The organism is Halopiger xanaduensis SH-6 (assembly GCF_000217715.1).
In the GTDB taxonomy this organism is placed as follows: domain Archaea; phylum Halobacteriota; class Halobacteria; order Halobacteriales; family Natrialbaceae; genus Halopiger; species Halopiger xanaduensis.
The window spans coordinates 904,672-930,339 of sequence record NC_015666.1; the positions used below are offsets into that span (position 1 = coordinate 904,672).

Below are 25,668 nucleotides of genomic sequence, written 5' to 3' on the forward strand. Positions count from 1 at the left end.
TGGTGAGTTTCCCGCGAACCATCCCCTGCGACAACTAGTAACATAGAAACTAACCGATCGTCGAACGTAGATCGCGTGTGGTCTCGCTCGAGGAAATCTACGTGACTGTCGTCGGCATCCTCTTGCTCGCTGCGTTAGGAGCCTGTATTTCGGTTCTCGTGCAGCTCTTCCGAGACGGTCTCGAGCGGCATCGCAAGCGGACGTCCGGGGGACGAAACCGGGACACCGAAGCGGATGACGGCGACTCGAGGACCTCCGCCCGCCATCGGACGGATGCGACGGCTCGCCTGACGTGCGATCACTGCGGCGCGACGAACGATTCCGAGTTTAGATACTGTCGGTGCTGTTTGGAACGACTCTGATCGGTTTCGATTCGTGTGGCCCCCTCGAGCCCCACTGGTGGCAGAAAGGCGTCAGCACCCGTTGTTCGTCGTTCGCTGGCGATCGACTTCGCTTGCGGATGGTCGGGCTGCGGCGTACCGACCGGCACGTGAACGCGGGCCGGCGATCCTACTCGCGGGCCGGGTCGACGCCGCGTTCCGCGAGCAACTCGCGGAACTCGTCCGCGTCGACGATCGGAACGTCGTTGGCCTCGGCATCGTCGCGCTTCGTCTGTCCGGGATTTTCGCCGACGACGAGGTAGTCCGTGTTTCCGGAGACGCTGCTCGTGGCGTTCGCGCCGTGGGCTTCGACCGTCTCCTGCGCTTCGCCGCGCGTCATCCCCTCGAGCGAGCCCGTGAAGACGAAGGTGAGTCCCTCGAGTTCGTCGCCCGTCTCGACGTCCGTTTCCTGCGGGGAGACGTGCTCGAGGATGGCGTCGACCGCCTCGGCGTTCGCCTCGCTGGTGAAGAATTCGTGGATTTGTGCGGCGACGGTTTCGCCCACGTCGTCGACCGTCTCGAGGTGCTCGGGGTCGGTGACGGCGGCCTCGCGGACCGCCTCGAACGTGCCGAACTCGCGGGCCAGTTCGCGGGCCGTGGTCGGGCCGACGTGGGGGATGCCGAGTGCCGAGAGGAAGTCGGGGAGCGGCGGTTCGCGGCTGGCTTCGATCTCTTCGACGAGGTTCTCGGTGCTGGTTTCGCCCCAGCCCTCGAGATCGGTCAGGTCCTCGCGCTCGAGTTCGTAGAGGTCCGCGACGGACTCGAGCAGGCCGGCGTCGACGAGTTGGCGGACGCTCTTCTCGCCCAGCCCCTCGAGGTCGAGTCCGTCGTCGCTCGCGTAGTACTGGATCGACCGCCGGAGTTGCGCGTCACAGGCCAGCCCGCCGGTGCAGAAGGCGATCGGGCCGTCGCGCTCGATGGCGCTGTCGCAGACGGGACAGTGATCGGGCAGTTCGTAGTGGCCCTCGCTCGACTTCTCGACGACTTCCGCGACGTAGGGGATCACGTCGCCCGCGCGCTGGACGCGGACGGTGTCGCCGACGTTGACGTTCTTGGCTTCGATCTCCTCGGGGTTGTGCAGACTCGCCCGCGAGACGGTGACGCCGCCGACGTCGACCGGCTCGAGCAGGGCGACGGGGGTCACGCGCCCCGTCCGGCCGACCTGGACCGCAATATCGGCGATCGGCGTCACTTCGGCGCGGGCGGGGAACTTGTAGGCGTACGCGTAGCGGTCGTGACGCGCTGTCCGTCCCAACTCCTCGCGGGCGTCGCGGTCGTCGACCTTGATGACGACGCCGTCGATTTCGTAGTTCAGGTCGTCCCGCACCTCGAGCATCCGGTCGCGGTAGTCGATTGCCTCGTCGATGTCCTTGACCACTTCGACGCGGTCGTTGACCCGCAGGCCCCAGTCGGGGAACCGCTCGAGTTCGTCGCGGTGGCTGTCCTCCAGGTCGGTGGCCTCGAGCACGTCGAAGAAGAAGACCTCGAGGGGCCGTTCTGCGACGACCGAGGGATCGAGCTGGCGGATCGTACCGGCGGTGGCGTTCCGGGGATTGGCGAACGGGTCCTCGCCGCGCTCGATGCGCTCGCGGTTGTGCGCCTGGAAGGCGTCCTTGGGCATGTAGACCTCGCCGCGGACCGCGAGGAAGTCGGGGTAGTCGCCGTGGAGCCGCTGCGGGACGGAGCCGATGGTGCGGGCGTTGCGGGTGACGTCGTCGCCCTCGCGGCCGTCCCCGCGGGTGACCGCGCGCTCGAGGCGGCCGTCCTCGTAGACGAACTCCATCGAGACGCCGTCGAACTTGGGCTCGCAGACGTAGTCGACCTCGCCGACCTCGCGGCGCACGCGGTCGTCGAACTCCCGCACGTCCGCGGCGTCGCCGCTGTTGTCGATCGAGAGCATCGGCGCGACGTGCTCGACGGTATCGAACCCCTCGATCGGCTCGCCGCCGACGCTGCGGGTCGGGCTGTCGGGATGGGAGAGATCGAACTCGTCCTCGAGGGCCTGCAGTCGGGTAAAGAGCGCGTCGTAGGCGCGGTCGGCGACGATCGGGTCGTTCTCGACGTAGTACCGGCGGTCGTGCTCGCGGATCGCCTCCCGGAGCAGCGCGATCTGTTCGCGGGCCTCGTCCTCGGAGAGATCCTCGAGCGGCGCGAAATCGGTCGGCGGATTCCGGAGGTAGGGGTTGTCCTCGTCCGCAGTTTCGTGGGTGAGCGACATCGATATCGGTCTTGCTCGAGGGTTGCCGCTCCCGTCCGATAACGTTACTGTACTCCACCGACCGCACGCGAGTTGCCGTCACTTCCAGGGGTTCTCGACGAGTTCGGCATGGACGCTCGAGCCGACCGCGAGCCGACAGTCCGCTCGCGGCGCGGCAATGCACAGCAGGACGTAGCCCGCCGCGCGGTGGCGGTCCTTCAGCGCTCGCGGCGGCCGGCGGTAGTCGAAGGCCTCGTCGACGGTGGTCGGCTCCGAGTTGGTGCCCGTCGCGTCCGTTCCGCCGACCGAGAGGAGCCGTCCGGTACAGGTGCCGCAGGCGCCGGTGCGACAGCCGAACGGGAGGGCGACATCGGCGCGTTCGGCGCCCTCGAGAACCGTCTCGTCGGCGCGGACCGCGATCGTCCGCCGCTCGCGGTCGGCCTCGGGCCACTCGAGGACGACCTCGTGGCTCGCCATCCGCTCACTGCCAGACGTCGCTCGTGCAGTCGCCGTCGGGCCACCGGATCTCGTGGGCGCGGGCCGGTCCGTCGGGACACTCGCCCCAGTCGACGAGGAAGTCCTCGTCGAGTTCCATCGTCCCGTTCCGCGGGTCGACGTCGGCTTTCAGCATCACCGAGCCGCGCTCGCCCTCCTGGGGGTAGAACTGCTCGTCCCACGAGGAGAACAGCGAGGTGGTCCAGTAGAGCCGCTTGCCGTCCAGCGAGAGCTGGATCATCTGCGGCCCGGCCGAGAGTTCCCGTCCCTGCACCTCCTGCACGTCGCCGAAGGTACCGCCGACCGAGAGCGAGTCAGCCCGCCGCGGGTTCGCCGGGTCCGAAATGTCGTACATCCAGACGTCGCCGTGGAGCCAGTTCGAGCCGAACAGGTAGCGGTCGTCCATCGAGATCAGGATGTCCGTCGGCAGGGCGGGCACTGGCATGTCCCAGTCGGGGTGCTCGCGGTCCTCGAAGTCGATGACCTTCTCGGCGCGGTACTCGCCTGTCCGATCGCGCCAGAAGTGGAAGATATTCGACGACAGCGCGGCCCCGACGAATCCGTGGGTTGATTCCGGCGTGTGGAGAAAGCGCACCTCGAGCGGGATTAGCCCCTCCTCGCCGAGGTCGATCGTCTGCTCGACGGTCCCCTCCTCCCAGTCCCAGAAGTGGAGCCGGTGGCCGTAGTTGCCTTCTTCGACGTCCTCGAGGTCGAAGCCCGGGTAGTAGGTTTTGGGCGCGGCCCACTCGCTCGAGACCATCACGTTCTGGCGGGGCTGGTACCAGTAGTCGTAGTTCATCTCGATCTCTCCAGGCGGCTCCCACCGCCCCTCGATCTCGAAGTCGTCGTTCAACTCGAGGAAGCCGCCCGGGAGGTCGCCGTCGGCGTCGCCCAGCATGCTGATGAGGATCTCCCCGTCCGGAATGCAGTGGACCGTGTGGGGCGCCGAGAGGTCGTACTCGAAGACCTCCTCGGGTTCGATGACCGTCTCGAGTTCCGGATTCCGTCGGTCGGCCGCGTCGATGACGTGGATCCGCGAAGATCGCTGGCCGGGCACGATCAGGTGCCTGCGCTCGAGGCCTTCCATGTGACACGACGACGAGCAAGCGTTCCACCCGAAGTGGTGGAGTTCGTCGCCGCGGTTCGGCAGTTCGATCCGGTCGACGATCTCGCAGTAGGTGTCCGAATCGGGATCGAGGTCGACCACTGCGACGAAGTCCGGCGCGTCGACGTCCGTGCCGACGTAGAGGCTCATCACGTAGGCAAGTTTCTCCCGCTCGCCCTCCTCGATGGCAGCCTGGGGCGTCGCGTAGCCGGGCCCCTCGTGGTCGTGGTGGTGCTCGTGGTCGTGTTCCGGCTCCGGTTCCGCGTCGCCTGGCGTGCTAGCGTCACTCATACTAGTGCCGACCACGAAACAGTAGATAAGTCTGTGCGGGGTGGTCGGTCGGGACGGCGGAGGGACCGACCGAACCGAGGCGAGAACTACGCCCAGGGGCTGTCGCCGACCTGCGCGCGGATCTGCGGGCCGACCTCGAGGCGGCAGTCGGCCCGCGGTTGGGCGATACAGAGCAGGACGTAGCCGTCGGCCCGCTCGCCCTCGGTGAGCGCCGCGGGCGACCGCCGGTACGCGAAGGCGTCGGCAGGATGGGGTGCGCCAGCCGAATCGTCCGCGTCGGAATCAGCGTCCGTTCCGTCGCCGTCGGAGTCGGCGTCCGTCGCCTCGCGTTCTCCCTCGCCGTCGACCTCGAGCAACCGGCCGACGCAGGTGATACAGGTCCCCTTCCGGCAGTCGTACGGCAGTCGGACGCCCGCCCGCTGGGCCGCGTCGAGGACCGACTCGCTCTCGGGCGCATCGATTGTTTCCGTTCGACCGTCCGGCCACTCGAGGGTGACGTCGTAGGTCATGGTCGCCCCTCCGGCAGCCGTCGTTCACGTTCGCAGTGGTCGATCATGGACCCAGTACGTCGTCGGAGCGGAAAAGTCCGCGCCGGCGTGAGACGCGTGCCGGACCGTCGGCGGTCAGTCTTCGGCGGTCGTCGACGCGGCTCCCACCGGGGCGTCACGCTCGGGACTGTCCTTGTAGAAGATACCCCAGCCGGTCAGGCCCATCCCGATCAGGACGAACGGCGAGAGGATGCCGAAGAAGTAGTACGGGGCGTACTGGAGCACCGGCACGTCGAGCGCCGAAGCCATGAAGACCCCGCCGGAGCCCCACGGCACGAACGCCGAGGTCGTCGTCCCGGCGGCTTCGACCGCCCGCGAGAGGTTCCGGCTCTCGAGGTCGTACTCGTCGTACAGATTCTGGAGGGTCATCCCGGGGACGACGATCGCCATGTACTGCTCCGCCGAGAAGAAGTTCATCGCGACGGTTCCGACGGCCGTTCCGAACGTCAGCCCGAAGACGCTGCTGATCGCCCGTCCGATGTGGTACGCGATCGCCGCCAGGACGCCCGTCTCCTGCAAAATGCCGCCAAGCGCCAGCGCCGCGACGACGATCGTCACGACCCAGATGGATCCCTCGAGGCCGCCGCTCGCGAGCAGTTCGTCCGTGAGATCGACGCCCGTCTCGGGTTCCGTCCCGTAGTGGACGACGCTCCAGGCGGCGGCGAATCCCTTCCCCTGAACGACGGTGGTGATCCCGACGCCGGCGAAGATGCCGGCGCCGAGCGACGGCAGCGCCGGGAGGCCGTAGAACGCGAGCGCGAACGTGAGCACCAGCGGGAGGAACGTGATCGGCGAGATAGCGTAGCTACTCGAGAGCCCGCCTTGAATCTCGGCGATGCGATCGGCGGGGATCGTCCCGCTCGCGTTCAGGCCCAGCAGGACAAACAGGAGCAGCGAGATCGCAAATGCGATCGCGGTACCGGGGCGCATCGCCCGAATGTGATCCATCAGATCCGTGTTCGTCACCGCGGCGGCGAGGTTCGTCGTGTCCGAGAGCGGCGAGTTCTTGTCGCCGGTGTAGGCGCCCGAGAGGACGGCGCCGGCCGTCATCGGCTCCGGAATCCCCAGCCCGGCGCCGATGCCGATCATCGCGACACCGAGGGTCCCGGCCGTCGTCCACGAGGAACCGATCGCGAAGGCGACGACCGCCGAAATGATGATCGTGAAGGGGAGGAAGATCTGCGGCGAGAGGAACTCCAGCCCGTAGTACATCAGCGACGGGATCGTCCCGGAGTCGATCCAGGACGCGATCAGCATGTAGATGACGAACAGGATGAGGATGGCCTGCAGCCCCATCAGGATGCTGCGCCCGATCCCGTCGTAGAGCTGGTCCCAGTCGTAGCCGAAGTAGTACCGGCCGAACAGCCCCGCGAAGGCGATCCCCCACAGCAGCGGCATCTGGGGATCCATCTCGAGGTAGATCATTCCGACCGAGAGGAACAGCAACATCGCCGCGATCGGAACGAGCGCTTCTCCCAGGGACGGCTGCTTGTCCGCAGGAATTTCGTCGTAGCTTTTCGGTGTGAAATCTAATCCCATGCTACTCTCTACCCGTGCTTGCGACAGCGGTTACAAAAGTAGCGCCATTCGGATCCAGATGTGTTGTATATTCTCATACACCACTACAGTCTCGGTGACTATCCGTCGGGGCCGGACCCAGCACTTTACCCGTCGCGACTCCTACGCTCCGGTAGATGGGACAGGGACCGGATACGGAGTACGGACTGGTCGACCTCGAGGAAGCGGAGACGCCGGGCGACGAGTGGGAGGAGATCGACGTCTCCGATACGGAGGCCGACAGGATCGCCCGCAAGCGCGACCGCGAGTTCAACCAGTTCCAGGAGCGCATCAAGGACGCCGACCAGTTCAAGGTCGAGCAGTCGGTGTTCGACGACGCCACCTTCGCGGCGCTGTACAAGCTGGTCCAGGACGGCTACGTCGAGGCCTTCGGCGGCCCGCTCTCGACCGGCAAGGAGGCCAACGTCTACCACGCCCTGGGCGACGACCGCGAGGTCGCAGTCAAAGTCTACCGGATCAATGCCTCGAACTTCCGGCAGATGCGCGACTACCTCGAGGGCGACCCGCGCTTCGAGGGGCTGGGCGGCAAGAAGAAGGACGTCGTCCTCGCCTGGACGAAGAAGGAACTGGCGAACCTCCGCCGCGCGAAGAAGGCCGGCGTTCGCGTTCCGGAGCCGATCGCGTCCGAGCGCAACGTCCTCGTGATGGAGTACATCGGCAACGAGGACGGCCGCGCGAAGCGACTCGGCGAGGTCCAGATCGAGAACCCCGAGACCGCCTACAGGGTCATGCGCGAGTACATGCGCCGGCTCTACTCGGCCGGCCTGATCCACGGGGACCTGAGCGAGTACAACGTCGTCTTCGACGAGGGCCAACTCGTCCTCATCGACCTCGGGCAGGCCGTCACCGTCCACCATCCCAACAGCTGCGACTTCTTGGAACGCGACTGCGAGAACGTCGCGAGCTTCTTCTCCCGCCAAGGAATGGACACCGACCCCGACGAACTGCTCGAGTTCGTGACGAGCCCGGAGCCGGATCCGTCTCGAGACTGAGCGACGTTCTGCGACCGGACCGGAGCACCGCCTCAGACCGTCTCGATCCGCCCCTCGGTTTCGGGTGCGATCGTCCCTGCGTCCTCGATCGCCGCGATCGCGAGCGCCGACAGCAAGGTACCTTCGTCGGACGACACGAGCACGTCCGCGTTTGCGAGCATCTCGTAGCCGTCGCCACCGCCCGCGAGGAAGTCGTTGGTCCCGAGTTCGTAGGTCGCCTCGAGGTCGACCGGCTCCCCGCCGACCGTCAGCTCTTGCACGCGCTGACCCGCTTCGGCGTCCGGATCGTAGACGAACGACAGCCCGCTGACCTGCGGGAAGCGGCCGTGTCCGTCCTCGACCGCTCCGACGCCGTGCTCGATCGCCGCCTTGAGCGCTTCGCCGGTGATCTCGAGTTTCGTCGTGTAGTTCGGGAACGGTAGGATGTCGACGATCATCCCGCGCGTGATCTCGCCAGCCTCGTACAGCTGGTCGCTCCGGATGCCGCCGCCGTTCTGGATCGCGACGTCGGCGTCGACGTCCTCGCGGATCAGGTCGGCCAGCCAGTTGCCGAAGTTCGACTCCGCCTGCCGGACCGTCTCTCGGCGGGTGTCCAGATCAACCGCCGTCTCGCCGATAACCTCGCCGAGTTCGTCCTCGAGTTGCGACTCGTAGTCGGTCAACAACTCTCGAATCTCCTCGTGGGGCTCGACCTCGCCGTCCTCGACGAGCGCCGCAAGGTCGTGGCGCTCGAACGCGTAGTCGACGACATCGCCGTCCGCGATCTCGAGGTCGAGTTGGCCGACGTAGTCGAACTCGTCGCCGACGAACGAGAGGATCGTCTCATTCACTTCGGCAGGCTCGTCCGCGACGTACGCCGCGTGATCGCCGACGACGACGTCGATACCGTCGACCGCGGCGGCGAGCTCCTCGGCCTCGGGGCTGGCGATGTGGGAGAGCGCGACGATCAGGTCGGCGCCCTCGTCCTGCAGGTCGGCGACGACCGCCTCGGCCGCGGCGGTCGGCTCGAGCACCTCCACGTCGTCGCCGACCGAGGTGACGTCGGGTGTATCCGCGGGCGCGAAGCCGGTAAAGCCGACCCGTACGCCGCCGATCTCCTCCGTTGCGTACCTGACGACGCCCTCGTCGCTCGCGAAGGGCCGATCGGTGCCGGCCTCGAGGACGTTCGCGGTGACCCAGGTGAACTCGCTGGCGGCGATGTTCTCCCGCAGGCTCTCGGGCCCGGCGTCGAATTCGTGGTTGCCGATCGTGTTGTACGAGACGGGACTCTCGTTCAGAATCGACGTGATGTGCTCGCCGTCGAAGACGGAGGACTCGACGGACATGTGCAGGTCGTCGCCGTTCCCGACCGCGACGGCGTCGTCGGCCTCGGCGCGTAACTCGTCGATCAGGCCGAAGTAGTTCGCGACGTTCAGCGGTTCCTCGGAGTCGCCCAACTTCCCGTGGAAGTGCGTATCGTGGAGCAGTCGGAGACTCGTCGTCTCGGTCTCGGATTCGTCCCCGTTCTCCTCCCGGTCGGACTCGTTGCCGTCCCGGTCGTCCGTTTCGTTCTCGCTGGGCTCGGCCGCGTCGCTCTCCTCGCTCGAGCAGCCGGCCAGCGCCGCCGTCCCGACGCCGCTCAACGCTGTCAGCAGCCGACGCCGCTCGAGTTTCGGGGTCGATCGCTCGGACATACCCGGCCTCTCCCGGAGCGGGGTAATGTATCTGCTGAAATGTTTGTATGTTGTCCTATTTTCCCGATCGGACCGGTCCGGACGACGCCGTACCGGTCCGCTGCCGGCGCAACGTTCAATTAGATCCCGTTCGAACTGGCGAGTGATGACGGTCGCTCTCGAGTGGCAGTGGCGCTGGTGGGTCCCCTCGAGAGCGGACAGTATCGTCGCGGCGGGCGACGCGGCCTAACCCGTCGGCTGCGGTGGCGACCGTTCCCTCCGTTCGTTTCGTTCCGTATCGTTCGCCAGCCGCTGCAGTCGTTCCCATCTCGAGACGAATGTCCGACGACACACCGCACGACGCCGAACCGACTTCGAACCAGTCCGCCGCAGCCGCCGACGGTGACTTCACCGTCACCCCCTACGCCGTCACTGGCGAAATCGACTACGACAAGCTCCTCGAGCGCTTCGGCGCCGACCCCCTCACCGACGAGCAGATCGCCCGGTTCCCCGACCACCCGATGCTCCGCCGGCGAACCTTCTACGCCGGCCGGGACGTCGATCGCTACCTCGAGGCCGCCGAAGCGGACGAGCCGCACGCGATCGTCACCGGCCGCGGCCCGTCGGGGCCGATGCACCTCGGGCACGTCCTGCCGCTGTACCTCGCGAAGCGCTTCCAGCAGAAGACCGGCGCGACGGTCTACGTGCCGCTATCGGACGACGAGAAGTTTCTCGCGAAGGACCAGTCCTTCGCGTCGATCGGCGAGCACACCCGCGACAACCTCCGCGACATCCTCGCGGTCGGCTTCGATCCCGAACGGACGCGGATCGCCGTCGACACGGCCGATGCGGACGTCGTCTACCCGATCGCGGTTCGGCTCGCGAAGCACCTTACGCCCGCGACCGTCGAGGCCGTCTACGGCGAGCAGGATACCGTCGGCCTGCAGTTCTATCCGGCCGTGCAGGCGACCCACCTCCTGCTGCCCCAACTCGTCGACGGTCGCCAGCCGACGCTGGTCCCCATCGCGGTCGATCAGGATCCCCACGTCCGGGTTTGTCGCGACGTGGCCGCCAAGGAGGCGCTGCCCGTCGCGAAGCCCGGCGCGCTGCTGGGCCGGTTCCTGCCGAGTCTCGAGGGGCCGGGAAAGATGAGTTCCTCCGGCGACGCGCCGTCGATCGGACTGACGGACGATCCGGAGACGATCGCCGAGACGATTCGAAATCACGCCTATACGGGCGGTCGATCGACGCTCGAGGAACACCGCGAGAAGGGCGGCGACCCGACCGTCGACGTCCTCTTCCAGTACCTGCGGTTCTTCTTCGAACCCGACGACGAGGCACTCGAGGGCATCGCCGAACGCTACCGGGCCGGCGAGTTGCTCAGCGGCGAGCTGAAGGAATTCGCGATCGAGCGCATTACGGACTTCCTCGAGACACACCAGCGGCGGCGGTCGGAACTGGGTGCTCTCGAGGCGGAACTCGAACCCTATCGGCTCACCGACGCGGAACGTCGGCGGGCGCTCGAGCGCATTACGGACTTCCTCGAGACACACCAGCGGCGGCGGTCGGAACTGGGTGCTCTCGAGGCGGAACTCGAACCCTATCGGCTCACCGACGCGGAACGTCGGCGGGCGCTCGAGCGGGCTGGCGTGCCGTCGCAGTTCTAACCGCCCCGCCGGCCGCGACGCGGCTGACTCCCGAACGAATTAGTGGTTCGCCCGCGCGCTGTCGCGTATGAACGTCGGCATCATCTCCGACACCCACGACAACGTCGCGGCGGCCGAACGAGCGGCAGAGATATTCGCGGAGGAAGGCGTCGAGGTCGTCGTCCACTGCGGTGACTTCATCGCCCCGCCGCTGCTGCCGGCCCTCGAGGACTTCGAGGTCCACGGCGTCCTCGGGAACAACGACGGCGAGATTGCGGGCCTCCACGCGGCGTTCGACGACCTCGGCTCCGAGAGCGAACTCCACGGCCGCTTCGCGAGCCTCGAGTTCGACGGCCTCTCCTTCGCGGTACTGCACGGCGAGTCGAAAGCGGAGGTTGAGGCCTTGGCGGCCGCCGAGGCGTACGACTTCGTCTGTTACGGCCACCACCACGAGCGCGACCTGACCGAAAACGGCCGGACGACGCTCCTGAATCCCGGCGGTCACTTCCCGACGATCCCCGACGAGCACCGCACCGTCGCGATCGTCGACACGCTCTCGGAATCGGTGCGGTTCCGGTCGGTCCTCGAGGACGGGGTCGGCGCCGAAGACGAGGCGTAACCGCCGGCCGTATGCCGCGTGTCGTCACACTGCGTCACCGCCGGAGCATCCCGTAGCGTCCGGACCAAGGCCTTAACCTGTCCCAGCCAGTATCGCATTGTATGCAACACGTGAAGATTCCGCAGGACCGAATCGGCGTTCTCATCGGCGAGGGTGGCGAGACGATGCGCGAAATCGAAGCCGAGGCCGAGGTGCGACTCGACATCGACTCGGAGAACGGCTCCGTCGCCGTCGAAACCGTCGGCGATCCCGTGCTCGGGCTCAAGGGCCCCGAGATCGTCCGCGCGATCGGACGCGGCTTCGCGCCCGAGGACGCGCTGCGACTGCTCGAGGACGAGATGATGCTGTTCGACGTCGTCGACATCGACGCCGCGTCGCGCAACAAAAACGACATGAAGCGCCAGAAGGGCCGGCTCATCGGCGAGGAGGGCCGCACCCGGGAACTCATGGAGGAACTGACCGGCGCCGACGTCGTCATCTACGGCTCGACGCTGGGCATCATCGGGACGCCCGAACAGGTCGACGCCGTCCGCAGCGCCGCGGAGATGCTGCTCGACGGCGCGCCCCACGGCGCCGTCTACTCGTTCCTCGAGGAGCGCCACAACGAGATGAAACACAAGGGCATGGAGTACCACCGGTTCCCCGGCGGCCAGTCCTGATCGCACCTCCCCGTCATCGACCGTCTTCTCTGAGTCGCCGCTGCCGTTTTTGCCGCCGATGTTTCACTGTCCGATTCGGGTCTCGGACTCCGCACACCGTCGACCACCATAAATGATGGGCTGATCCGCCGTGACACACCGACCGCGCCGCGTCTGGCGATTCGCAGCTGCCTGGTGAGAAAGATTTATATAGAATCACAATCAATCCATCGGACGACTATGGCACAACAGCAGATGGGCAACCAGCCCCTTATCGTCCTCTCGGAGGACAGCCAGCGGACCTCCGGGAAAGACGCTCAGTCGATGAACATCCAGGCCGGGAAGGCCGTCGCCGAGTCGGTACGCACGACGCTGGGTCCGAAGGGCATGGACAAGATGCTCGTCGACTCGACGGGCAACGTCGTCGTCACGAACGACGGCGTCACGCTCCTCTCGGAGATGGACATCGACCACCCCGCGGCCGACATGATCGTCGAAGTCGCGGAGACCCAGGAGGACGAGGTCGGCGACGGCACCACCAGCGCCGTCGTCATCGCCGGCGAACTCCTCAGCCAGGCCGAGGAGCTTCTCGAGCAGGACATCCACGCGACTACCCTCGCGCAGGGGTACCGCGAAGCCGCCGAGGAGGCCACGGAGGCCCTCGAGGAGATCGCGATCGACGTCGACGAGGACGACGACGAGATCCTCCACCAGATCGCCGCCACGGCGATGACCGGCAAGGGCGCCGAAAACGCCCGCGACCTGCTGGCCAACCTCGTCGTCGAGGCCGTTCAGGCCGTCGCCGACGACGAGGGTATCGACACCGACAACATCAAAGTCGAAAAGGTCGTCGGCGGCTCCGTCGAGAACTCCGAGCTCGTCGAGGGCGTCATCGTCGACAAGGAGCGCGTCTCCGACAGCATGCCCTACTTCGCCGAGGACGCCGACGTCGCGATCATCGACGGCGACCTCGAGATCAAGGAAACCGAAATCGACGCCGAGGTCAACGTCACCGACCCCGACCAGCTCGAGCAGTTCCTCGAACAGGAGGAACAGCAGCTCAAGGAGATGGCCGAGGGCATCGCCGACGTCGGCGCCGACGTCGTCTTCGTCGACGGCGGCATCGACGACATGGCCCAGCACTATCTCGCCCAGGAGGGCATCATCGCCGTCCGCCGCGTCAAGTCCAGCGACCAGACGCAGCTGGCCCGCGCGACCGGCGCCACGCCCGTCACGAGCGTCGACGACCTGAGCGAGGACGACCTCGGCTTCGCCGGGAGCGTCGCCCAGAAGGAGATCGCCGGCGACCAGCGCATCTTCGTCGAGGACGTCGACGAGGCCAGGTCCGTCACCCTCATCCTCCGCGGCGGCACCGAGCACGTCATCGACGAGATCGACCGCGCCATCGAGGACTCGCTGGGGGTCGTCCGCACCACCCTCGAGGACGGCAAGGTCCTCGCGGGCGGTGGCGCACCCGAGGTCAACCTCTCGCTCGCGCTCCGCGACTACGCCGACTCCGTCGGCGGCCGCGAGCAGCTGGCCGTCGAAGCCTTCGCGGACGCGCTCGAGGTCATCCCGCGCACGCTGGCCGAGAACGCGGGGCTGGATCCCATCGACTCCCTCGTGGAGCTTCGTGCGGACCACGACGGCGGTAACTCCTCCGCCGGTCTGGACGCCTACACCGGCGACACCATCGACATGGCCGAGGAAGGCGTCTACGAGCCGCTGCGCGTGAAGACCCAGGCCATCGAGTCCGCCACCGAAGCCGCCGTCATGCTGCTGCGCATCGACGACGTCATCGCCGCCGGCGACCTCGCCGTCGAGGACAACGACGACGACGAGGAGATGCCCGGCGGCCCCGGCGGCGGCATGGGCGGTATGGGCGGCGGCATGGGCGGCATGATGTAGGCTTAAATTTTGCTCTACGGACCGCCTTCGGCGGCCCTCGGCAAAATTTAGTATAAAAGCCTCCTCGCTCCGTTCGCTCCGCTCACATCGGTCGTCGGCCCGACGCGGCTTCGCCGCGCTCGGTGAACGGCGTCGTTCGGGTTCTTCGAACCGCTCACTCGCCGACGATCGACTCGAGGAACGATTCACCGAGTGACACGGAGCGGGAGGCCGCCCACGCTACCGCTCGCATCGCCATCGAGTCGGCCCATCTCTTGCCGTTTTGCCGTTCTGCCGTTCGTTCCGACACTCGTCGTAGCTCCCGATCCCATCTCTATCTGCGTCTGGTCGATGCGAACTCGAGACAGGCCAGTAATTATCCGTACGTACCCTGTCTCGTTTTCTGCGGGTCGCCGTCGATTCACGACGACTAAGTAGCGTCCCGCAAAATTTGACACCATGAATACGCTTCTGTTAGACAGCGACGCGGTCGACGAGCACGCCCAACTGGCCGCCGTCATCGACGCCGTCGAGGAGGCCTTCGGCGCCTTCGAGCGCGGCGACACGCAGATGCCCGCCAAGTCCTACATCGAACTGCCCCAGTACAACGGGGACTTCCGCTCGATGCCCGCCTACCTCGACACCGGCGACTGGGACGCCGCCGGCGTCAAGTGGGTCAACGTCCACCCCGACAACCCCGCCGAGCACGACCTGCCGACCGTGCTCGGGACGATGATCTACTCCGACCCCGAGACCGCGTTCCCGCTCGCGATCATGGACGGAACTATGCTGACGATGAAACGCACCGGCGCCGCCGCGGCCGTCGCCACCGACTACCTCGCCCTCGAGGACGCCTCGAGCCTCGGTATCGTCGGCGCCGGCGTCCAGTCGTACACGCAACTCGAGGCGATCAGCGAGGTCCGGCAGCTCGAGGAGGTCGTCGTCGCCGATCAGGACGAGGAGCGCGTCCAGCGGTTCGTCGAGACCTACGAGGACCGGTTCGACGTCCGCGGCGGCTCGATTTCGGAGGCCGGCCACTGCGACGTCCTTTCGACGGTGACGCCCGTCCGGGACCCGATCGTGGGTTCCGACGACGTCGGCGAGCACACCCACATCAACGCGATCGGCGCCGACGCGGCAGGTAAGCACGAACTCGCGGACGACCTGCTGCAGGCTGCGCGGATCGTCATCGACGACCACGAGCAGTGCACCCACTCGGGCGAGATCAACGTCCCCTACGGCGAGGGCGTGCTGACCGACGAGGACATCTACGCGGAGATCGGCGAACTCGTCGTCGGCGCCAAGGACGGTCGAACCGCCGAGACGGGCGTCACGGTCTTCGACTCGACCGGCCTCGCTATTCAGGACGTCGCGGCGGCCCGCGTCGTCTACGAGAACGCGAGCGACGCCGACGACGGCTACGCGTTCGGCATGATCGACACGAGCCAGCGGTAGCGACGCTACTGGAACTGACTACGCAGCGCACAGCACTCCCGCTGCACGGAAAAATACGGAAATCAGTTTTCGCCGTTAATCGTCGCCCTCGACCGCCGCCGTGGAATCGCGTCCGGCGTCGGTTCCCAGTGCCGTCTCGCGAAGGTCGGCTTCGATCTCCTCGAGCGAGCGGCCCTTCGTTTCGGGGACCAGCCGGTAACAGAACACCAGCGCGGCCAGCGAGAGCGCGCCGTAGAGCCAGAACGTGCCGGACTGCCCGAAGACGTCGACCAGCCGGAGGAAGGTCAACGAGACGAGCAGGTTTGCGGCCCAGTTTAGGACCGTGACGACGCCCATCGCGGTCCCGCGGAACTCCATCGGGTAGATCTCGGAGATCATCAGCCAGAACACCGGGCCGAGCCCGATCGCGAAGAAGGCGACGTACAGCATCAGGCTCCCGGTCGCGACCCACCCGACGACCCCCGAGAGGCCGGGGAGGTAGAACACGGCGCCGAGGACGCCGAGCATCACGGTCATCCCGCCCAGTCCCGTCAGCAGGAGCGGACGGCGGCCGGTGCGGTCGATCAGCAGGACCGCGACGACGGTCAGCGCGACGTTGACGACGCCGATGCCGACCGTCGCGAGGATCGAGGCCGTGTCCTCGAAGCCGGTCGACTCGAGGATCGTCGGCGCGTAGTACATGACCGTGTTGATGCCGGTCACTTGCTGGAACACCGCCAGTCCGACGCCGACGATCAGCATCGGCCGGATCCACGGCTGCAGCAGGTCGCGCAGGCTACCCGACTCGGTGCGGATGGTCTCTTTGATCTCGCGGAGTTCGTCGTCGACCTGGTGCTCGACGCGGGTGCGGGTCAGCACCTCGCGGGCGTCGGCCTCGCGGCCCTGCTCGTAGAGCCAGCGGGGGCTCGCGGGCATGAAGAGCATCCCGACGAACAGGACGGCCGCGGGGAGCATCCCGAGGCCGAGCATCCAGCGCCAGTCGCCGCCCGCCGAGAACGCGTAGTTGACGACGTAGGCGATGAGGATGCCGGTCGTCACCGTGAGCTGGTTCAGCGAGACCAGCGAGCCGCGGATTTTCGGCGGGGAAATCTCGGAGATGTACAGGGGGCCGACGACGGAGGCGAAGCCGACGCCGATCCCGTCGATGATGCGGCCGAGGATGAGGATTTCGACGGTCGGTGCGATCGCCATGATGAGCGAACCGACGAAGAAGACCACGGCGCCGACGAGAATGAGTCGGCGGCGGCCGAGTCGGTCGGCTAACCGTCCCCCGAACGCGGCGCCGAGGATCGCGCCGACCATCGCGCCGCTGACGATCACTCCCTCGATGAGCGACGGGTCCAGCGAGACGCCGAGGACCGTCGCCAGTTCGAACGTCTCCCGGATGTACAACATCGCACCGGAGATAACGCCGGTGTCGAATCCGAACAGAAGCCCGTTGAGTGCGGCCAACGCCGCCACGACGTAGACGAACGAGTTGCGCTCGTCGGCGGCGTCGCCGGTCAGTAGTGATGGCATGTGTGGACTGTGATAAAAGTTAACTACGGTCCGAAGTAAATTTGACGATCGTTTCCAATCGATGGCTCAATCCGCGACCCGGCGGTCGGTTTACAGTCGGCGGGGCACCGATCCCGTCATCGACAGTTCGTCGCAGTAGTACGCGATCGGCGACTCCGTCGGCACCGGGAGCCCGTCGGCCTCGAACAGCGTGTTCTCGTGAATCGTCACCTCGGCGGGCTGCAGCGGCCACGGCTCGTGGGAGACCTCGGCCGTCAGGACGTCGCCGTTCGCCGGCGCGTAGAACCGCCGCCGCTCCGTGAGCCAGTACTCGAGCGTGTCCGGTTCGGGCCTGAACGCGTCCCCGTCGGGCCGGTACGTCGCCGAAAACCAGCCCGACTCGCGGTCCGGCTCCCCCGCCGTCGCGGGGTTGACGTCGGTTCGCCGGCTCGAGAACGAGATTCCCGTCTCGCTGCCGCTGACGTGCATCTGCGCGTAGCGGACGGGAAGGCGTGTTTGCCCGGCCGCGGCCGCAACGAGCGGATTGCCGACGTCGACGCTGAAGAAGAAGAGTCCGGGATCGTCGCGGTACCGAACGTACGTCCGGACGTTGAGTTCGGGGAAAGCGATCCTGGTCGCCGACGGCGAACCGCGGAGGCCGACGTTGACCAGCACGAACGGCAGCACGCTGATCCAGGCGTCCCCCTCCCACGTCTCGAGCGCGAGCGGGTCCGGAAGCTGTGGCCGGAGCGCGTCGGGACTGATCGGCCAGTGAACGAACAGGCCGTGTCGCCACGTCATCGAGGTGAGATGCGGGAGTGTCGGCAGCGCCGTATCGGTGTCGTGCCGTCGAAACGGTTCCGTATTGTGAGCCGTCATCTTGACTGTGCTGTTGCTGTGCTGCTACACCGGTACGTGGCATAAAACGGCGCGCTGCCTGTTAGATCCGATTGACGTCGCGATCGGTGTCGGCATTGTTCACTATCTGGAACGACGATAAGAAACACCGATTCGATCTCGGATGCGTTTATTTCACCGAGTCCGTTACTTTAAATACCATTGTGGGGCAAACGGTAATTATCAGGAGATACAATGGCGACTTCCGATTCGAACTCGAACTCGAACTTGACTTCGGTCTGTCCCGAGTGCAACGGTCGATTGCGAGAGACCGATACCGAAACGGTCTGTGAGGAGTGCGGACTCGTCACGACCGAAGATGCGGTCGATCGCGGGCCCGAATGGCGTTCGTTCGACGACGAGGAGACCGACCGTCGACGAACCGGCGCCCCACTCACTCGATCGCGCCACGATCGAGGGCTGTCGACGGAAATCGGCTACGGATCCGGCTCTAACTCGAGTTACGAAACCCGGTTGACCGGCCGGAAACGACGGCAGATCGCGCGCCTCCGGCGCGAACACAATCGCGCCCGGATCTCCTCGAAAGCAGAACGGAATCAAGTGTACGGGTTCGCCGAAATCAGACGCGTCAACGCACAGCTTTCCCTATCTGACTCTGTTCGCGAACAGGCTTGCGCCCTGTTCGAGTCGGCCCAATCCGACGGTCTCTTTCAGGGCCGATCGCTCGAGGGGTTCGCCGCCGCTGCGATCTACGCGACGTGTCGAACGCGGTCCGTCGCGCGTACGATCGACGAGATCACGGCCGTCGCTCGCGCCGACGCCGACGAACTTCGCGCCGCGTACGACGCGTTGAACCGCGAACTGGGGCTGCCGACCGGGCCGATCGATCCCGCGCAGTACCTGCCGCGATACGCCGCGAAACTCGAGGTCGGTTCCGCGGTCGAACGCCGCGCTCGCGAGCACGCGAACGCACTCTCGGAAGCGGGGCAGATCGGCGGCCGGAATCCGAGCGGCGTCGCCGGCGGCTGTCTCTACAAGGCGACGCAGGAACGCGAGGAGTGGCCGACGGTGACGCAGGCGGCCGCCGCCGACGTCGCCGACGTCGCCCCGGTGACGATTCGTGCGACGGTCACCGCGCTCGAGGAACTCGCTGATCGGTAGCGAAGGGGTTCGGACGCCAATCTCGCTCGAGCGTCCGTTCGGATGCGCAACTGGCTCTCCGTGTTTGTGCTCGAGATTCAGCGATAGTTAGTGTCGACAGCGACGATACTCCGGTCCGATACTGACAGGCGTCACGCCGGCCGTTAGGTCGTCCGCAACGTATCCGTACTCGGCTCGTAGACCTCGCCTTTCTGTTTGAGCTTGTCGATCTCGTGTTCGGCCTTCGACTGGTCCATGCCGACCTCCTCGGCCCGCTCGAGGACGATATCGACCGGCGCGCCGTCGTCGTACTCCTCCTCGATGTCGCTGATGAGTTGCTTTAAGTTCTTGATCCGGTCGCGCTGGGACTTCGAGGTGCCGGCCTCGACGATGTCCGCGTCGAACTCGCCCGTTTCGGGGTCGACGCCGATGTCCTGTAGACAGGAGCGAACGATCTCGATGACCCGGTTCGCGTCGGACTCTTCGACCGTATCGGACAGTCGCACGCGGGCGCTGGCCTCCGAGAGGCGAACGAGCGCCTCGAGTTTCCGGGCCGTCACGGGAACGGGTGCGTCCTCGTCGGTCCCCTTCGAGCGCAGATCGACGTAGAAGTCCCGGATCGCTTCCCGGGCCGCCTCGGTCATCCGCGGGTGGCAGTTCTGCTTCGCGAAGGCGATGTACTTCCGGAGGAGTTCGGCGTCGATCTCGGGGTCGACCTGCTCGGTCATCTCGTCGATCTCGTCGTTGCTGACCTCCAGCGAGGTCATCTGTTCGCGCTGGGTCGTCAGCTCGCCCGCGTAGTTGGTGGTCAGAATGTGCTCGGCGAGGTTCTTGTCCTTCTCCTCGTCGGGCTGGTCCGTGACTGTGAAGATGAGGTCGAATCGCGAAATGAGGGCCGGCTCGAGGTCGATCTGCTCGCCGATGGGTTCGTACTGGTCGAAGCGGCCGTACTTGGGGTTTGCCGCGCCCAGCAGGGAGCAGCGGGACTTGAGCGTGGCGTTGATCCCCGCTTTCGAGACGGAAATCTTCTGCTGCTCGAGCGCTTCGTGCATCGCCGAGCGGTCCTCCGGGCGCATCTTGTCGAGCTCGTCGACCGCCGCGATCCCCTGGTCGGCGAGCACGAGCGCACCGGCCTCGAGGGTCCACTGCTGGCCGTCGCCGAAGTCGTCGCGGACGGCGGCTGCCGTGAGACCGGCTGAGGACGACCCCTTCCCGGAGGTGTAGACCGAGCGAGGGGCGATGTTCTGGATGTAGCCCAGCATCTGCGACTTACCGGTACCGGGGTCCCCGATAAGGAGCATGTGCAGGTCCCCGCGGATCCGCGAGCCGTCGGGGAGCTGCTTGGTGACCCCCGAGAACAGCTGGAGGATCATCGCGAGCTTCTCCTGGTCGTAGCCGTAGATCGAGGGCGCGATCGAGCCGATCATCTGCTCGTAGACGTCGTCCCGGTTGGAGATGTTGTAGATCTCCTTCTTGTCCTCGTCGGTGATGTTCATGTCCTCGAACTGCTCCTCCTCGATCTCGACGGACATCCCCTCCATGTAGAAGTCGAAAACGGGAGACTTGTCCTGGCCGTCGCCCTGCTGCTCGAGGCGGAGGACGCCGGTCGCGGAGACGTGGTCGCCGGGGGTGACCTCGCCGGTGATGTCGTCCTCGACGTGGACGTCGAGCGACTGGGGCGTCTCCCCGCCGCGGAGCCCTTCGGGACTCTCCTGGATGCGGAGCTTCTGGGAGTCGACGAACTCGGACTGGTCGAAGTTCACCTGGAACGGTCCCTGTCGCTCGCAGCCCTGGCACTCGTGGGGTTCCTGGAAGTCGCCGCTGGACTGGGGGACGCGCGTGAGGGTGCCACAGAGCTGGCACTCGAAGGCGGCGTCCTCGATCTTCGGCCGGACGTCGGTGGCCTTGCGGACGATGCCGCGGACCTCGACGAGCGTGTTCATGTCGGGGGAACGGATCTCCCGAATTTCGGGTGATTCCGTCTCCGGCAGGTTCCGGACGCGGACGTGGGCCTGCCCGAGGCTGACGTCGATCGGGAGGTCGTAGAGCCGCAGCGCCTCCTCGGCGTATCGCTGGAGTTGCTCGGGCTGGTTCAGGAAGTCGTCGGCCAGGTCGGGATCGTACCGGTAGAGGTCCTGCCAGTCGACGTGGAGCGATCGCTGCTCGTTGGGGTACTGCTGCGCAAGCTGCTTGATCTCGTTGTCGTAGTAGTTGCGGAAGAACTGCTCGAAGGAATCGACGAGTTCGGAGTTACCCGCTTGCGCCTGCGCCATTGCACTGTGGTACGGGCGCCAATAGGTATAAATTGTCGCAAAGCGGGGCGAAACTGATCGCGGATCGCATCGCAGTTATCGGTCGGTGCGGTCCGATCGTCGTGCAGACTCGAGTCCTGTCGACTGAGAGACGAGCCGCTGGTAGGTGGCTGATGACGGCGCCGCGAAAGGGCGGGCCACGTCGAACAAGTCGTCCCCGACCGCTGTCGGGAACACACGCCGCGTCCTGTCTCGTTCCCTGTCGTTCACGTGGCCACGATTTTCGATACGGTTCGTTCAGTTATGTATGTACGGCCAATTCATTTTGGTATCTGGTTCTGAAATAATCCGGTCGCGTCACTCGTCTTCGTCGAACCCGTTCGAGGCGACGCCGAGCGTCGCGATCGAGCGGGCGGCTTCCTCGACGGTGACGTCGACGTCGTGGACGTTCTCGCGAGGCATGTGCATCACGAAGCCGTTCGTCGTCGGGTTCGGTCCGAGCGGCACCATGATCGTCACCATGTCTTCGCTGGCGACGGACTGCTCGATATCGTCCGGCGTAACCGCCGTGAGGAAGCCGAGCATGTACGCTCCCTCGTGGGGAAACTCGACGAGTTTCACCTCCTTGAACTGGTCCGTATCGTCGTCGGCGAGGATCTTCGACGCCCTGCGGACGCTCTCGTAGACCGTACTCACGCCGGGAATCGTCTCCATCGTCTGGTGAACGCGCTGGGAAATGTACCGGCCGGGCGTATACTCCGCGACGAACCCGATCAGGAGGAAGAGTCCGAACAGCGATGCGAGCGTTAGCAGTTGCACGACCGCCCGCGGCGGTTCGTTCGGCCAGGCGTAGAGCACGCCTTCGATAACCGGGGAGAGCACGCCGAGAACGAAATCGAAGACGACGAGCAACACGACGAGCGTGGCGACCAGCGGAATCGTGATTACGATCCCGTTGACCAGCCACCGTTTCACTCCGATCCGGGGGGCCGACATTGGATCGTCTAGTTGTCAGTTCACCCCGGAAATCGTTCGGCTTGCAGGAAACTGTCGTCTCGCGCTGGAATCACTCGATTTCCGACCGTTGTTACGTCTATCACAACAGGTCTGGTACTCCTCCCGTCGTTACAGCAACTATTTACAATCCGTGTTCTCACGTCGCAGCGATGGACGAACGCGACGATCCCGATCGGATGATCGCCGCCTGTACGCACTGTGGCGCACTCTACGCAGCGACCGAACTGTCGGACGGCTCGATCCTACCGATCGGCCGACGTGACGGCTGTCGCTGCGGGGGCACGACGTTCACAAAAGTCAACGAGGAACTGCTCGAGAACGCGACCGGCGGTGGGCCGGCCGCGACCGAGACCGACGACGAAGTCGAGTCCGAGGACTGAGTCCGGTTCCGTCTGTGTCTCTGCTGTCCGGTACCCACAGACGAGGCCGTTGCCGGAAGAACTGTCCGGCTCGTTCTCGAGCGCCGACGCGAATCTGCTATAAGCCGAAGTCGATCGCTCGGTTATCGCAGAACGGCGGGGAAACGGTGCTGGTGGCGGCGACCGCGTCGGACGCGATCAGTTCCAGGGGGCGAAGCCGGGATCGATCTGCCGGTCGGTCCCGTCGATCGCGTCGATCGTCTCGACGTCGTCGACGTCGAGTTCGAGGGTCAGCGATTCGAAGTTGTCCCGAATGTGGTCCTCGCTGGCCGACTTCGGAATCGCGGTGACGCCCTTTTCGCGGGCCCAGGCCAGACTGACCTGCGCTTCGCTGACGTCGTGTTTCTCGGCGACTTCCCGAATTTCGGGCTGGTCGAAGACGGCACCGCGGGCCAGCGGCGAGTAGCCGACGACCTCGATGTCGTGGGTGTCACAGACCTCGCGGATCTCATCCTGGGGCAGCAGCGGATGGAGTTCGACCTGGTTCGCGAAGATTGGTGCGTCGCAGAGTTCGACGGCTTCCTCGACCTGTTCGGGCAGGAAGTTGCTGACGCCGACGTTCTCGATCAGGCCCTCGTCGTAGAGTTCGTCGAAGGCCGACAGCGTCTCCTCGGCGTCGTACTCGCGAGAGGGCCAGTGGACGTACAGCAGGTCGACGTAGTCGACGCCGAGGCGGTCGAGGCTCTCGCGGGCCGTCTCGAGGACGTCGTCGTGCGCGAGGTTGTCGATCCAGACCTTGGTGGCGAGGAAGACGTCCTCGCGGTCGACGTCCGCCGCGGCGATGCCGTCGCCGACGGCACCCTCGTTGTCGTAGGCCTGGGCGGTGTCGATGTGGCGGTAGCCCGTCTCGAGGGCCGTGCGGACGCTCTCGGCGCACTCGTCGGGGTCCTCGTTCTGCCAGGTGCCGAGGCCGAGCATCGGCATGCCGTTCGCGGTCGGACACGTCTCCGGATCGGCTGTTTCCTGCATACGCGACGGTTGGGACGTGACGTGAAAAGGGCCTGCGCTCGCAGAAACGAATTCCGGAAAGCGGTCTAGAGAGTCTCTGGCGCGAATAATCGTTACTGTTCGAGAACGTTAGAACAGTGGATCTGTTCGTCGATTCCCTATCGTGGCAACAGGCTAGTCGTTCGCAACGTGCCGTCTCGTCAGTTCCGCGACTTCGACTTATTCAGGTACTGTCCGCGACCCAAACAAAGATGGGATAGCACTTACTTGTGTTACACCTTCACATCCAATTGGCCTGTCTCTCAAACGGCAGGTCAGCCCGCCACGCGAGCACCCACCAGAGCACGCCTGCGAGCCACCCTCCCGGCTCGAGGATTCGGATCGGAATTGCTCGAGAATACCCCCTTTTGATCGCTTTCACGGTTACATCTAGCTACCATCAACGTCTGTTGCTCATAGCGTCGCTCGTGACAGAACGAAGGGTATCGTCCGGATTTGAACTGGAGATCGTCACGAATTCGTCGCTCACGATCTTGTTCGCGACAGAATGAATGGGATCGCCCGGATTTGAACCGGGGTCACGGGCACCCAAGGCCCGAAGTATACCAGGCTAACCCACGATCCCGCATCCACTCTTTCGGGCGGACATCATAAAGGGTTTCGTTCCGTTCCGAACCGTTTTGTATCGTCCTGAGCTAGTATCGCGTATGGTTACTGGTCTCGAGATCCTCCTATTGGTCCTCGTCCTTGCGGCTGTCCTGGGTGCCTCCACGCTGATCCAGACGGTCAGGCCCTTCATCGTCAACGCGGTGGTCGGACTCGTCGTCCTGTTTCTCGCACAGGCGGTGTTCGGCCTCAACGTCGCCGTCACGCCGATCGCGCTCGTTATCGTCGCCATCGGCGGCTTCCCCGGCTCGCTGCTGGTACTCTTGCTGTCGCTGTTCGGGGTTGCGTTCGTTCCCTGACCGCGGCGCTGTCGGCGCTGCCGGCAACTCGATCCCCGACACTCAGTCTCGCTCGTCGTCCTCGCCCGGCAGTCGACGAACCGCCTGCTCCCACCTGTCTTTGGCCGCCTGTCCGGGATCCGCAAACGGATCGGACGTGATATCGTCGGCCGTCCCGAGGTGGGCCTGCCCGTCGCCGTCGGCCGGCCGCCGCCAGAGACCGACCGCAGTTGCGAGCAGCAACAACACGATCAGGACCGCAAACAGGATACTCCACGCGTTATCGTGGGGCAGCGCGACGAACAGCAGGACCAGCAGCAGTACGAGAAACTGGAGCGCGTGGAGGGCGCGACCGAGCGACCGGCGGATACACTCAAGACGACCCATCGTTCGTGTCGCTCAACGAACTAGTGCCGCATAGGCTTTATCACAGCACCTCGAGCCGGCTACAACGACGAACTGCCTCGCTCGTACGGCGGGCAGTTCGCGAGTGCTCGCCGGCGGCAGACGCCTGTTCCGATCGAAACGACGGCTGCTGCCGGCTCAACGCTTTATTTTTCCGGCGTCGTATCCGTGCTATGCCGACCCACGTGAGCGAACGACAGGTCCGCTGGTGGCTCGACCGAAACGCCGTTCAGGAGATAACGGCACACACGCAGGAGGAGACGGAGTTCAACCTGCAGGTGACCCTCTCGAGCCTGCCGATCCACCTCATCAAGGAGGAGCCGAAGGGGCCGGTCCGGGTCGTCGGCCGCAGCGGGCTCGACAGCGAGCGGGCCAGACGGCTCGTGCGCGACGACGGACAACGCGCGGAACTGTTGAGTCAGATCGGACCGGTGCTCGCGACGACGCCCGGATTCTACACGTTCCTCGACGAGGAGAGCCGGGGCTGCGAACTTCGCGAGGCCGAGACGCTCCAGATGGAGCACCGGATCTATCCCGACGGCGCGTCCCAACAGGCGCTGATGGACAGCGTGATGGCCATCGCCACCGGAATGCGGTATCTCCAGAACTTGCTGGCCGCCTCGAACCCTCAAACTCCCCGAGAACCGCCCGGTTCGAACCGACTCGAGAGCGACAGCGAGAGCGCGAGCGAAGAGGACTGACGCC

At 65.6% G+C, this 25,668-nt stretch carries 23 protein-coding genes and 1 tRNA gene; 11 read left to right on the forward strand and 13 right to left on the reverse strand.

The annotated features are described in order from the left end of the window. Nucleotides 1–158: 158 nt before the first annotated feature. Nucleotides 159–362 carry a DUF7577 domain-containing protein gene (locus HALXA_RS22925; protein WP_449271601.1) on the forward strand — a complete coding sequence of 68 codons (204 nt, stop codon included), beginning with the start codon at nucleotides 159–161 and terminating at the stop codon, nucleotides 360–362. Nucleotides 363–510: 148 nt separating this feature from the next. On the opposite strand, the gene ligA is transcribed toward HALXA_RS22925, so the two are convergent. The 5 genes from ligA to arcD all read right to left on the reverse strand — a co-directional run bounded on the left by ligA (nucleotide 511) and on the right by arcD (nucleotide 6,555). After that, complete coding sequence (ligA, locus tag HALXA_RS04455) at nucleotides 511–2,598, reverse strand: NAD-dependent DNA ligase LigA (RefSeq protein WP_013879123.1); 2,088 nt, start codon at nucleotides 2,596–2,598, stop codon at nucleotides 511–513. A 78-nt stretch (nucleotides 2,599–2,676) separates the two neighbouring features. Next, the gene (locus HALXA_RS04460; protein WP_013879124.1) at nucleotides 2,677–3,054 is read right to left on the reverse strand and encodes a 2Fe-2S iron-sulfur cluster-binding protein; all 378 of its coding nucleotides are present in this window, start codon (nucleotides 3,052–3,054) and stop codon (nucleotides 2,677–2,679) included. 4 nt (nucleotides 3,055–3,058) lie between these two features. Then, entirely contained in the window at nucleotides 3,059–4,468 is a 1,410-nt protein-coding gene (locus HALXA_RS04465; RefSeq protein WP_013879125.1) for a selenium-binding protein SBP56-related protein, read from the reverse strand. Nucleotides 4,469–4,554: 86 nt separating this feature from the next. After that, nucleotides 4,555–4,977 carry a 2Fe-2S iron-sulfur cluster-binding protein gene (locus tag HALXA_RS04470; RefSeq protein ID WP_013879126.1) on the reverse strand — a complete coding sequence of 141 codons (423 nt, stop codon included), beginning with the start codon at nucleotides 4,975–4,977 and terminating at the stop codon, nucleotides 4,555–4,557. 114 nt (nucleotides 4,978–5,091) lie between these two features. Beyond that, entirely contained in the window at nucleotides 5,092–6,555 is a 1,464-nt protein-coding gene (arcD, locus tag HALXA_RS04475; protein WP_013879127.1) for an arginine/ornithine antiporter ArcD, read from the reverse strand. 155 nt (nucleotides 6,556–6,710) lie between these two features. Here arcD and rio1 point away from each other — a divergent pair, with 155 nt between their 5' ends. After that, nucleotides 6,711–7,586, forward strand: a complete 876-nt coding sequence (gene rio1 / locus HALXA_RS04480; protein ID WP_013879128.1) for a serine/threonine-protein kinase Rio1 — start codon at nucleotides 6,711–6,713, stop codon at nucleotides 7,584–7,586. A 32-nt stretch (nucleotides 7,587–7,618) separates the two neighbouring features. Here the strand turns inward: rio1 and HALXA_RS04485 are convergent, their stop codons facing one another. Further along, on the reverse strand, nucleotides 7,619–9,259 hold the full coding sequence (locus tag HALXA_RS04485) for a bifunctional metallophosphatase/5'-nucleotidase (RefSeq protein WP_013879129.1): 1,641 nt from the start codon (nucleotides 9,257–9,259) through the stop codon (nucleotides 7,619–7,621). Between the two features lie 317 nt (nucleotides 9,260–9,576). Here HALXA_RS04485 and HALXA_RS04490 point away from each other — a divergent pair, with 317 nt between their 5' ends. The 5 genes from HALXA_RS04490 (at nucleotide 9,577) to HALXA_RS04510 (ending at nucleotide 15,483) form a co-directional block, all read left to right on the forward strand. Beyond that, nucleotides 9,577–10,905, forward strand: a complete 1,329-nt coding sequence (locus HALXA_RS04490; RefSeq protein WP_013879130.1) for a tryptophan--tRNA ligase — start codon at nucleotides 9,577–9,579, stop codon at nucleotides 10,903–10,905. 67 nt (nucleotides 10,906–10,972) lie between these two features. Further along, on the forward strand, nucleotides 10,973–11,503 hold the full coding sequence (locus HALXA_RS04495) for a metallophosphoesterase (RefSeq protein ID WP_013879131.1): 531 nt from the start codon (nucleotides 10,973–10,975) through the stop codon (nucleotides 11,501–11,503). A gap of 101 nt (nucleotides 11,504–11,604) precedes the next feature. Beyond that, complete coding sequence (locus tag HALXA_RS04500; protein WP_013879132.1) at nucleotides 11,605–12,162, forward strand: KH domain-containing protein; 558 nt, start codon at nucleotides 11,605–11,607, stop codon at nucleotides 12,160–12,162. A gap of 234 nt (nucleotides 12,163–12,396) precedes the next feature. After that, on the forward strand, nucleotides 12,397–14,049 hold the full coding sequence (gene thsA, locus HALXA_RS04505) for a thermosome subunit alpha (RefSeq protein WP_049895159.1): 1,653 nt from the start codon (nucleotides 12,397–12,399) through the stop codon (nucleotides 14,047–14,049). 438 nt (nucleotides 14,050–14,487) lie between these two features. Continuing rightward, nucleotides 14,488–15,483 (forward strand): alanine dehydrogenase, encoded by a 996-nt coding sequence (locus HALXA_RS04510; RefSeq protein ID WP_013879134.1) that lies wholly within the window; start codon nucleotides 14,488–14,490, stop codon nucleotides 15,481–15,483. Nucleotides 15,484–15,558: 75 nt separating this feature from the next. On the opposite strand, the gene HALXA_RS04515 is transcribed toward HALXA_RS04510, so the two are convergent. Both HALXA_RS04515 and HALXA_RS04520 read right to left on the reverse strand, forming a co-directional pair. Next, the gene (locus HALXA_RS04515) at nucleotides 15,559–17,001 is read right to left on the reverse strand and encodes a sugar porter family MFS transporter (RefSeq protein WP_013879135.1); all 1,443 of its coding nucleotides are present in this window, start codon (nucleotides 16,999–17,001) and stop codon (nucleotides 15,559–15,561) included. A gap of 90 nt (nucleotides 17,002–17,091) precedes the next feature. Continuing rightward, entirely contained in the window at nucleotides 17,092–17,859 is a 768-nt protein-coding gene (locus HALXA_RS04520) for a YqjF family protein (RefSeq protein WP_013879136.1), read from the reverse strand. Nucleotides 17,860–18,072: 213 nt separating this feature from the next. Here HALXA_RS04520 and HALXA_RS04525 point away from each other — a divergent pair, with 213 nt between their 5' ends. Continuing rightward, a complete protein-coding gene (locus HALXA_RS04525) occupies nucleotides 18,073–18,999 on the forward strand; it encodes a transcription initiation factor IIB (RefSeq protein ID WP_013879137.1) in 927 nt (308 codons plus the stop codon). Between the two features lie 143 nt (nucleotides 19,000–19,142). Here HALXA_RS04525 and HALXA_RS04530 read toward each other — a convergent pair whose 3' ends face one another. Together HALXA_RS04530 and HALXA_RS04535 are read right to left on the reverse strand one after the other, a co-directional pair. Further along, on the reverse strand, nucleotides 19,143–21,251 hold the full coding sequence (locus HALXA_RS04530; protein ID WP_013879138.1) for a minichromosome maintenance protein MCM: 2,109 nt from the start codon (nucleotides 21,249–21,251) through the stop codon (nucleotides 19,143–19,145). Nucleotides 21,252–21,587: 336 nt separating this feature from the next. Then, nucleotides 21,588–22,226 (reverse strand): DUF502 domain-containing protein, encoded by a 639-nt coding sequence (locus tag HALXA_RS04535; protein WP_013879139.1) that lies wholly within the window; start codon nucleotides 22,224–22,226, stop codon nucleotides 21,588–21,590. A gap of 170 nt (nucleotides 22,227–22,396) precedes the next feature. On the opposite strand from HALXA_RS04535, the gene HALXA_RS04540 reads away from it, so the two are divergent. After that, on the forward strand, nucleotides 22,397–22,627 hold the full coding sequence (locus tag HALXA_RS04540; RefSeq protein WP_013879140.1) for a hypothetical protein: 231 nt from the start codon (nucleotides 22,397–22,399) through the stop codon (nucleotides 22,625–22,627). Between the two features lie 177 nt (nucleotides 22,628–22,804). Here the strand turns inward: HALXA_RS04540 and HALXA_RS04545 are convergent, their stop codons facing one another. Both HALXA_RS04545 and HALXA_RS04550 read right to left on the reverse strand, forming a co-directional pair. Continuing rightward, on the reverse strand, nucleotides 22,805–23,635 hold the full coding sequence (locus HALXA_RS04545; RefSeq protein WP_013879141.1) for an aldo/keto reductase: 831 nt from the start codon (nucleotides 23,633–23,635) through the stop codon (nucleotides 22,805–22,807). Between the two features lie 531 nt (nucleotides 23,636–24,166). Continuing rightward, nucleotides 24,167–24,239, reverse strand: a tRNA-Pro gene (locus tag HALXA_RS04550). A gap of 82 nt (nucleotides 24,240–24,321) precedes the next feature. On the opposite strand from HALXA_RS04550, the gene HALXA_RS04555 reads away from it, so the two are divergent. Continuing rightward, nucleotides 24,322–24,579: a pro-sigmaK processing inhibitor BofA family protein gene (locus HALXA_RS04555; protein WP_013879142.1), complete on the forward strand. Its 258-nt coding sequence runs from the start codon at nucleotides 24,322–24,324 to the stop codon at nucleotides 24,577–24,579. 42 nt (nucleotides 24,580–24,621) lie between these two features. Here HALXA_RS04555 and HALXA_RS04560 read toward each other — a convergent pair whose 3' ends face one another. After that, nucleotides 24,622–24,945 (reverse strand): hypothetical protein, encoded by a 324-nt coding sequence (locus HALXA_RS04560; RefSeq protein ID WP_013879143.1) that lies wholly within the window; start codon nucleotides 24,943–24,945, stop codon nucleotides 24,622–24,624. 191 nt (nucleotides 24,946–25,136) lie between these two features. Here HALXA_RS04560 and HALXA_RS04565 point away from each other — a divergent pair, with 191 nt between their 5' ends. Further along, entirely contained in the window at nucleotides 25,137–25,664 is a 528-nt protein-coding gene (locus HALXA_RS04565; protein ID WP_013879144.1) for a hypothetical protein, read from the forward strand. The last annotated feature ends 4 nt before the right edge of the window (nucleotides 25,665–25,668 follow it).

What these genes read in the sequence shown, in the direction of transcription:
- HALXA_RS04560 (WP_013879143.1), bottom strand. Translation starts at nt 24,945, where the DNA reads ATGGGTCGTCTTGAGTGTATCCGCCGGTCGCTCGGTCGCGCCCTCCAC.
- HALXA_RS04545 (WP_013879141.1), bottom strand. Translation starts at nt 23,635, where the DNA reads ATGCAGGAAACAGCCGATCCGGAGACGTGTCCGACCGCGAACGGCATG.
- HALXA_RS04490 (WP_013879130.1), top strand. Translation starts at nt 9,577, where the DNA reads ATGTCCGACGACACACCGCACGACGCCGAACCGACTTCGAACCAGTCC.
- HALXA_RS04510 (WP_013879134.1), top strand. Translation starts at nt 14,488, where the DNA reads ATGAATACGCTTCTGTTAGACAGCGACGCGGTCGACGAGCACGCCCAA.
- HALXA_RS04525 (WP_013879137.1), top strand. Translation starts at nt 18,073, where the DNA reads ATGGCGACTTCCGATTCGAACTCGAACTCGAACTTGACTTCGGTCTGT.
- HALXA_RS04500 (WP_013879132.1), top strand. Translation starts at nt 11,605, where the DNA reads ATGCAACACGTGAAGATTCCGCAGGACCGAATCGGCGTTCTCATCGGC.
- HALXA_RS04540 (WP_013879140.1), top strand. Translation starts at nt 22,397, where the DNA reads ATGGACGAACGCGACGATCCCGATCGGATGATCGCCGCCTGTACGCAC.
- HALXA_RS04530 (WP_013879138.1), bottom strand. Translation starts at nt 21,251, where the DNA reads ATGGCGCAGGCGCAAGCGGGTAACTCCGAACTCGTCGATTCCTTCGAG.
- HALXA_RS04485 (WP_013879129.1), bottom strand. Translation starts at nt 9,259, where the DNA reads ATGTCCGAGCGATCGACCCCGAAACTCGAGCGGCGTCGGCTGCTGACA.
- HALXA_RS04470 (WP_013879126.1), bottom strand. Translation starts at nt 4,977, where the DNA reads ATGACCTACGACGTCACCCTCGAGTGGCCGGACGGTCGAACGGAAACA.
- arcD (WP_013879127.1), bottom strand. Translation starts at nt 6,555, where the DNA reads ATGGGATTAGATTTCACACCGAAAAGCTACGACGAAATTCCTGCGGAC.
- HALXA_RS04555 (WP_013879142.1), top strand. Translation starts at nt 24,322, where the DNA reads ATGGTTACTGGTCTCGAGATCCTCCTATTGGTCCTCGTCCTTGCGGCT.
- HALXA_RS04460 (WP_013879124.1), bottom strand. Translation starts at nt 3,054, where the DNA reads ATGGCGAGCCACGAGGTCGTCCTCGAGTGGCCCGAGGCCGACCGCGAG.
- HALXA_RS04495 (WP_013879131.1), top strand. Translation starts at nt 10,973, where the DNA reads ATGAACGTCGGCATCATCTCCGACACCCACGACAACGTCGCGGCGGCC.
- thsA (WP_049895159.1), top strand. Translation starts at nt 12,397, where the DNA reads ATGGGCAACCAGCCCCTTATCGTCCTCTCGGAGGACAGCCAGCGGACC.
- HALXA_RS04535 (WP_013879139.1), bottom strand. Translation starts at nt 22,226, where the DNA reads ATGTCGGCCCCCCGGATCGGAGTGAAACGGTGGCTGGTCAACGGGATC.
- rio1 (WP_013879128.1), top strand. Translation starts at nt 6,711, where the DNA reads ATGGGACAGGGACCGGATACGGAGTACGGACTGGTCGACCTCGAGGAA.
- HALXA_RS04465 (WP_013879125.1), bottom strand. Translation starts at nt 4,468, where the DNA reads ATGAGTGACGCTAGCACGCCAGGCGACGCGGAACCGGAGCCGGAACAC.
- ligA (WP_013879123.1), bottom strand. Translation starts at nt 2,598, where the DNA reads ATGTCGCTCACCCACGAAACTGCGGACGAGGACAACCCCTACCTCCGG.
- HALXA_RS04565 (WP_013879144.1), top strand. Translation starts at nt 25,137, where the DNA reads ATGCCGACCCACGTGAGCGAACGACAGGTCCGCTGGTGGCTCGACCGA.
- HALXA_RS04515 (WP_013879135.1), bottom strand. Translation starts at nt 17,001, where the DNA reads ATGCCATCACTACTGACCGGCGACGCCGCCGACGAGCGCAACTCGTTC.
- HALXA_RS04520 (WP_013879136.1), bottom strand. Translation starts at nt 17,859, where the DNA reads ATGACGGCTCACAATACGGAACCGTTTCGACGGCACGACACCGATACG.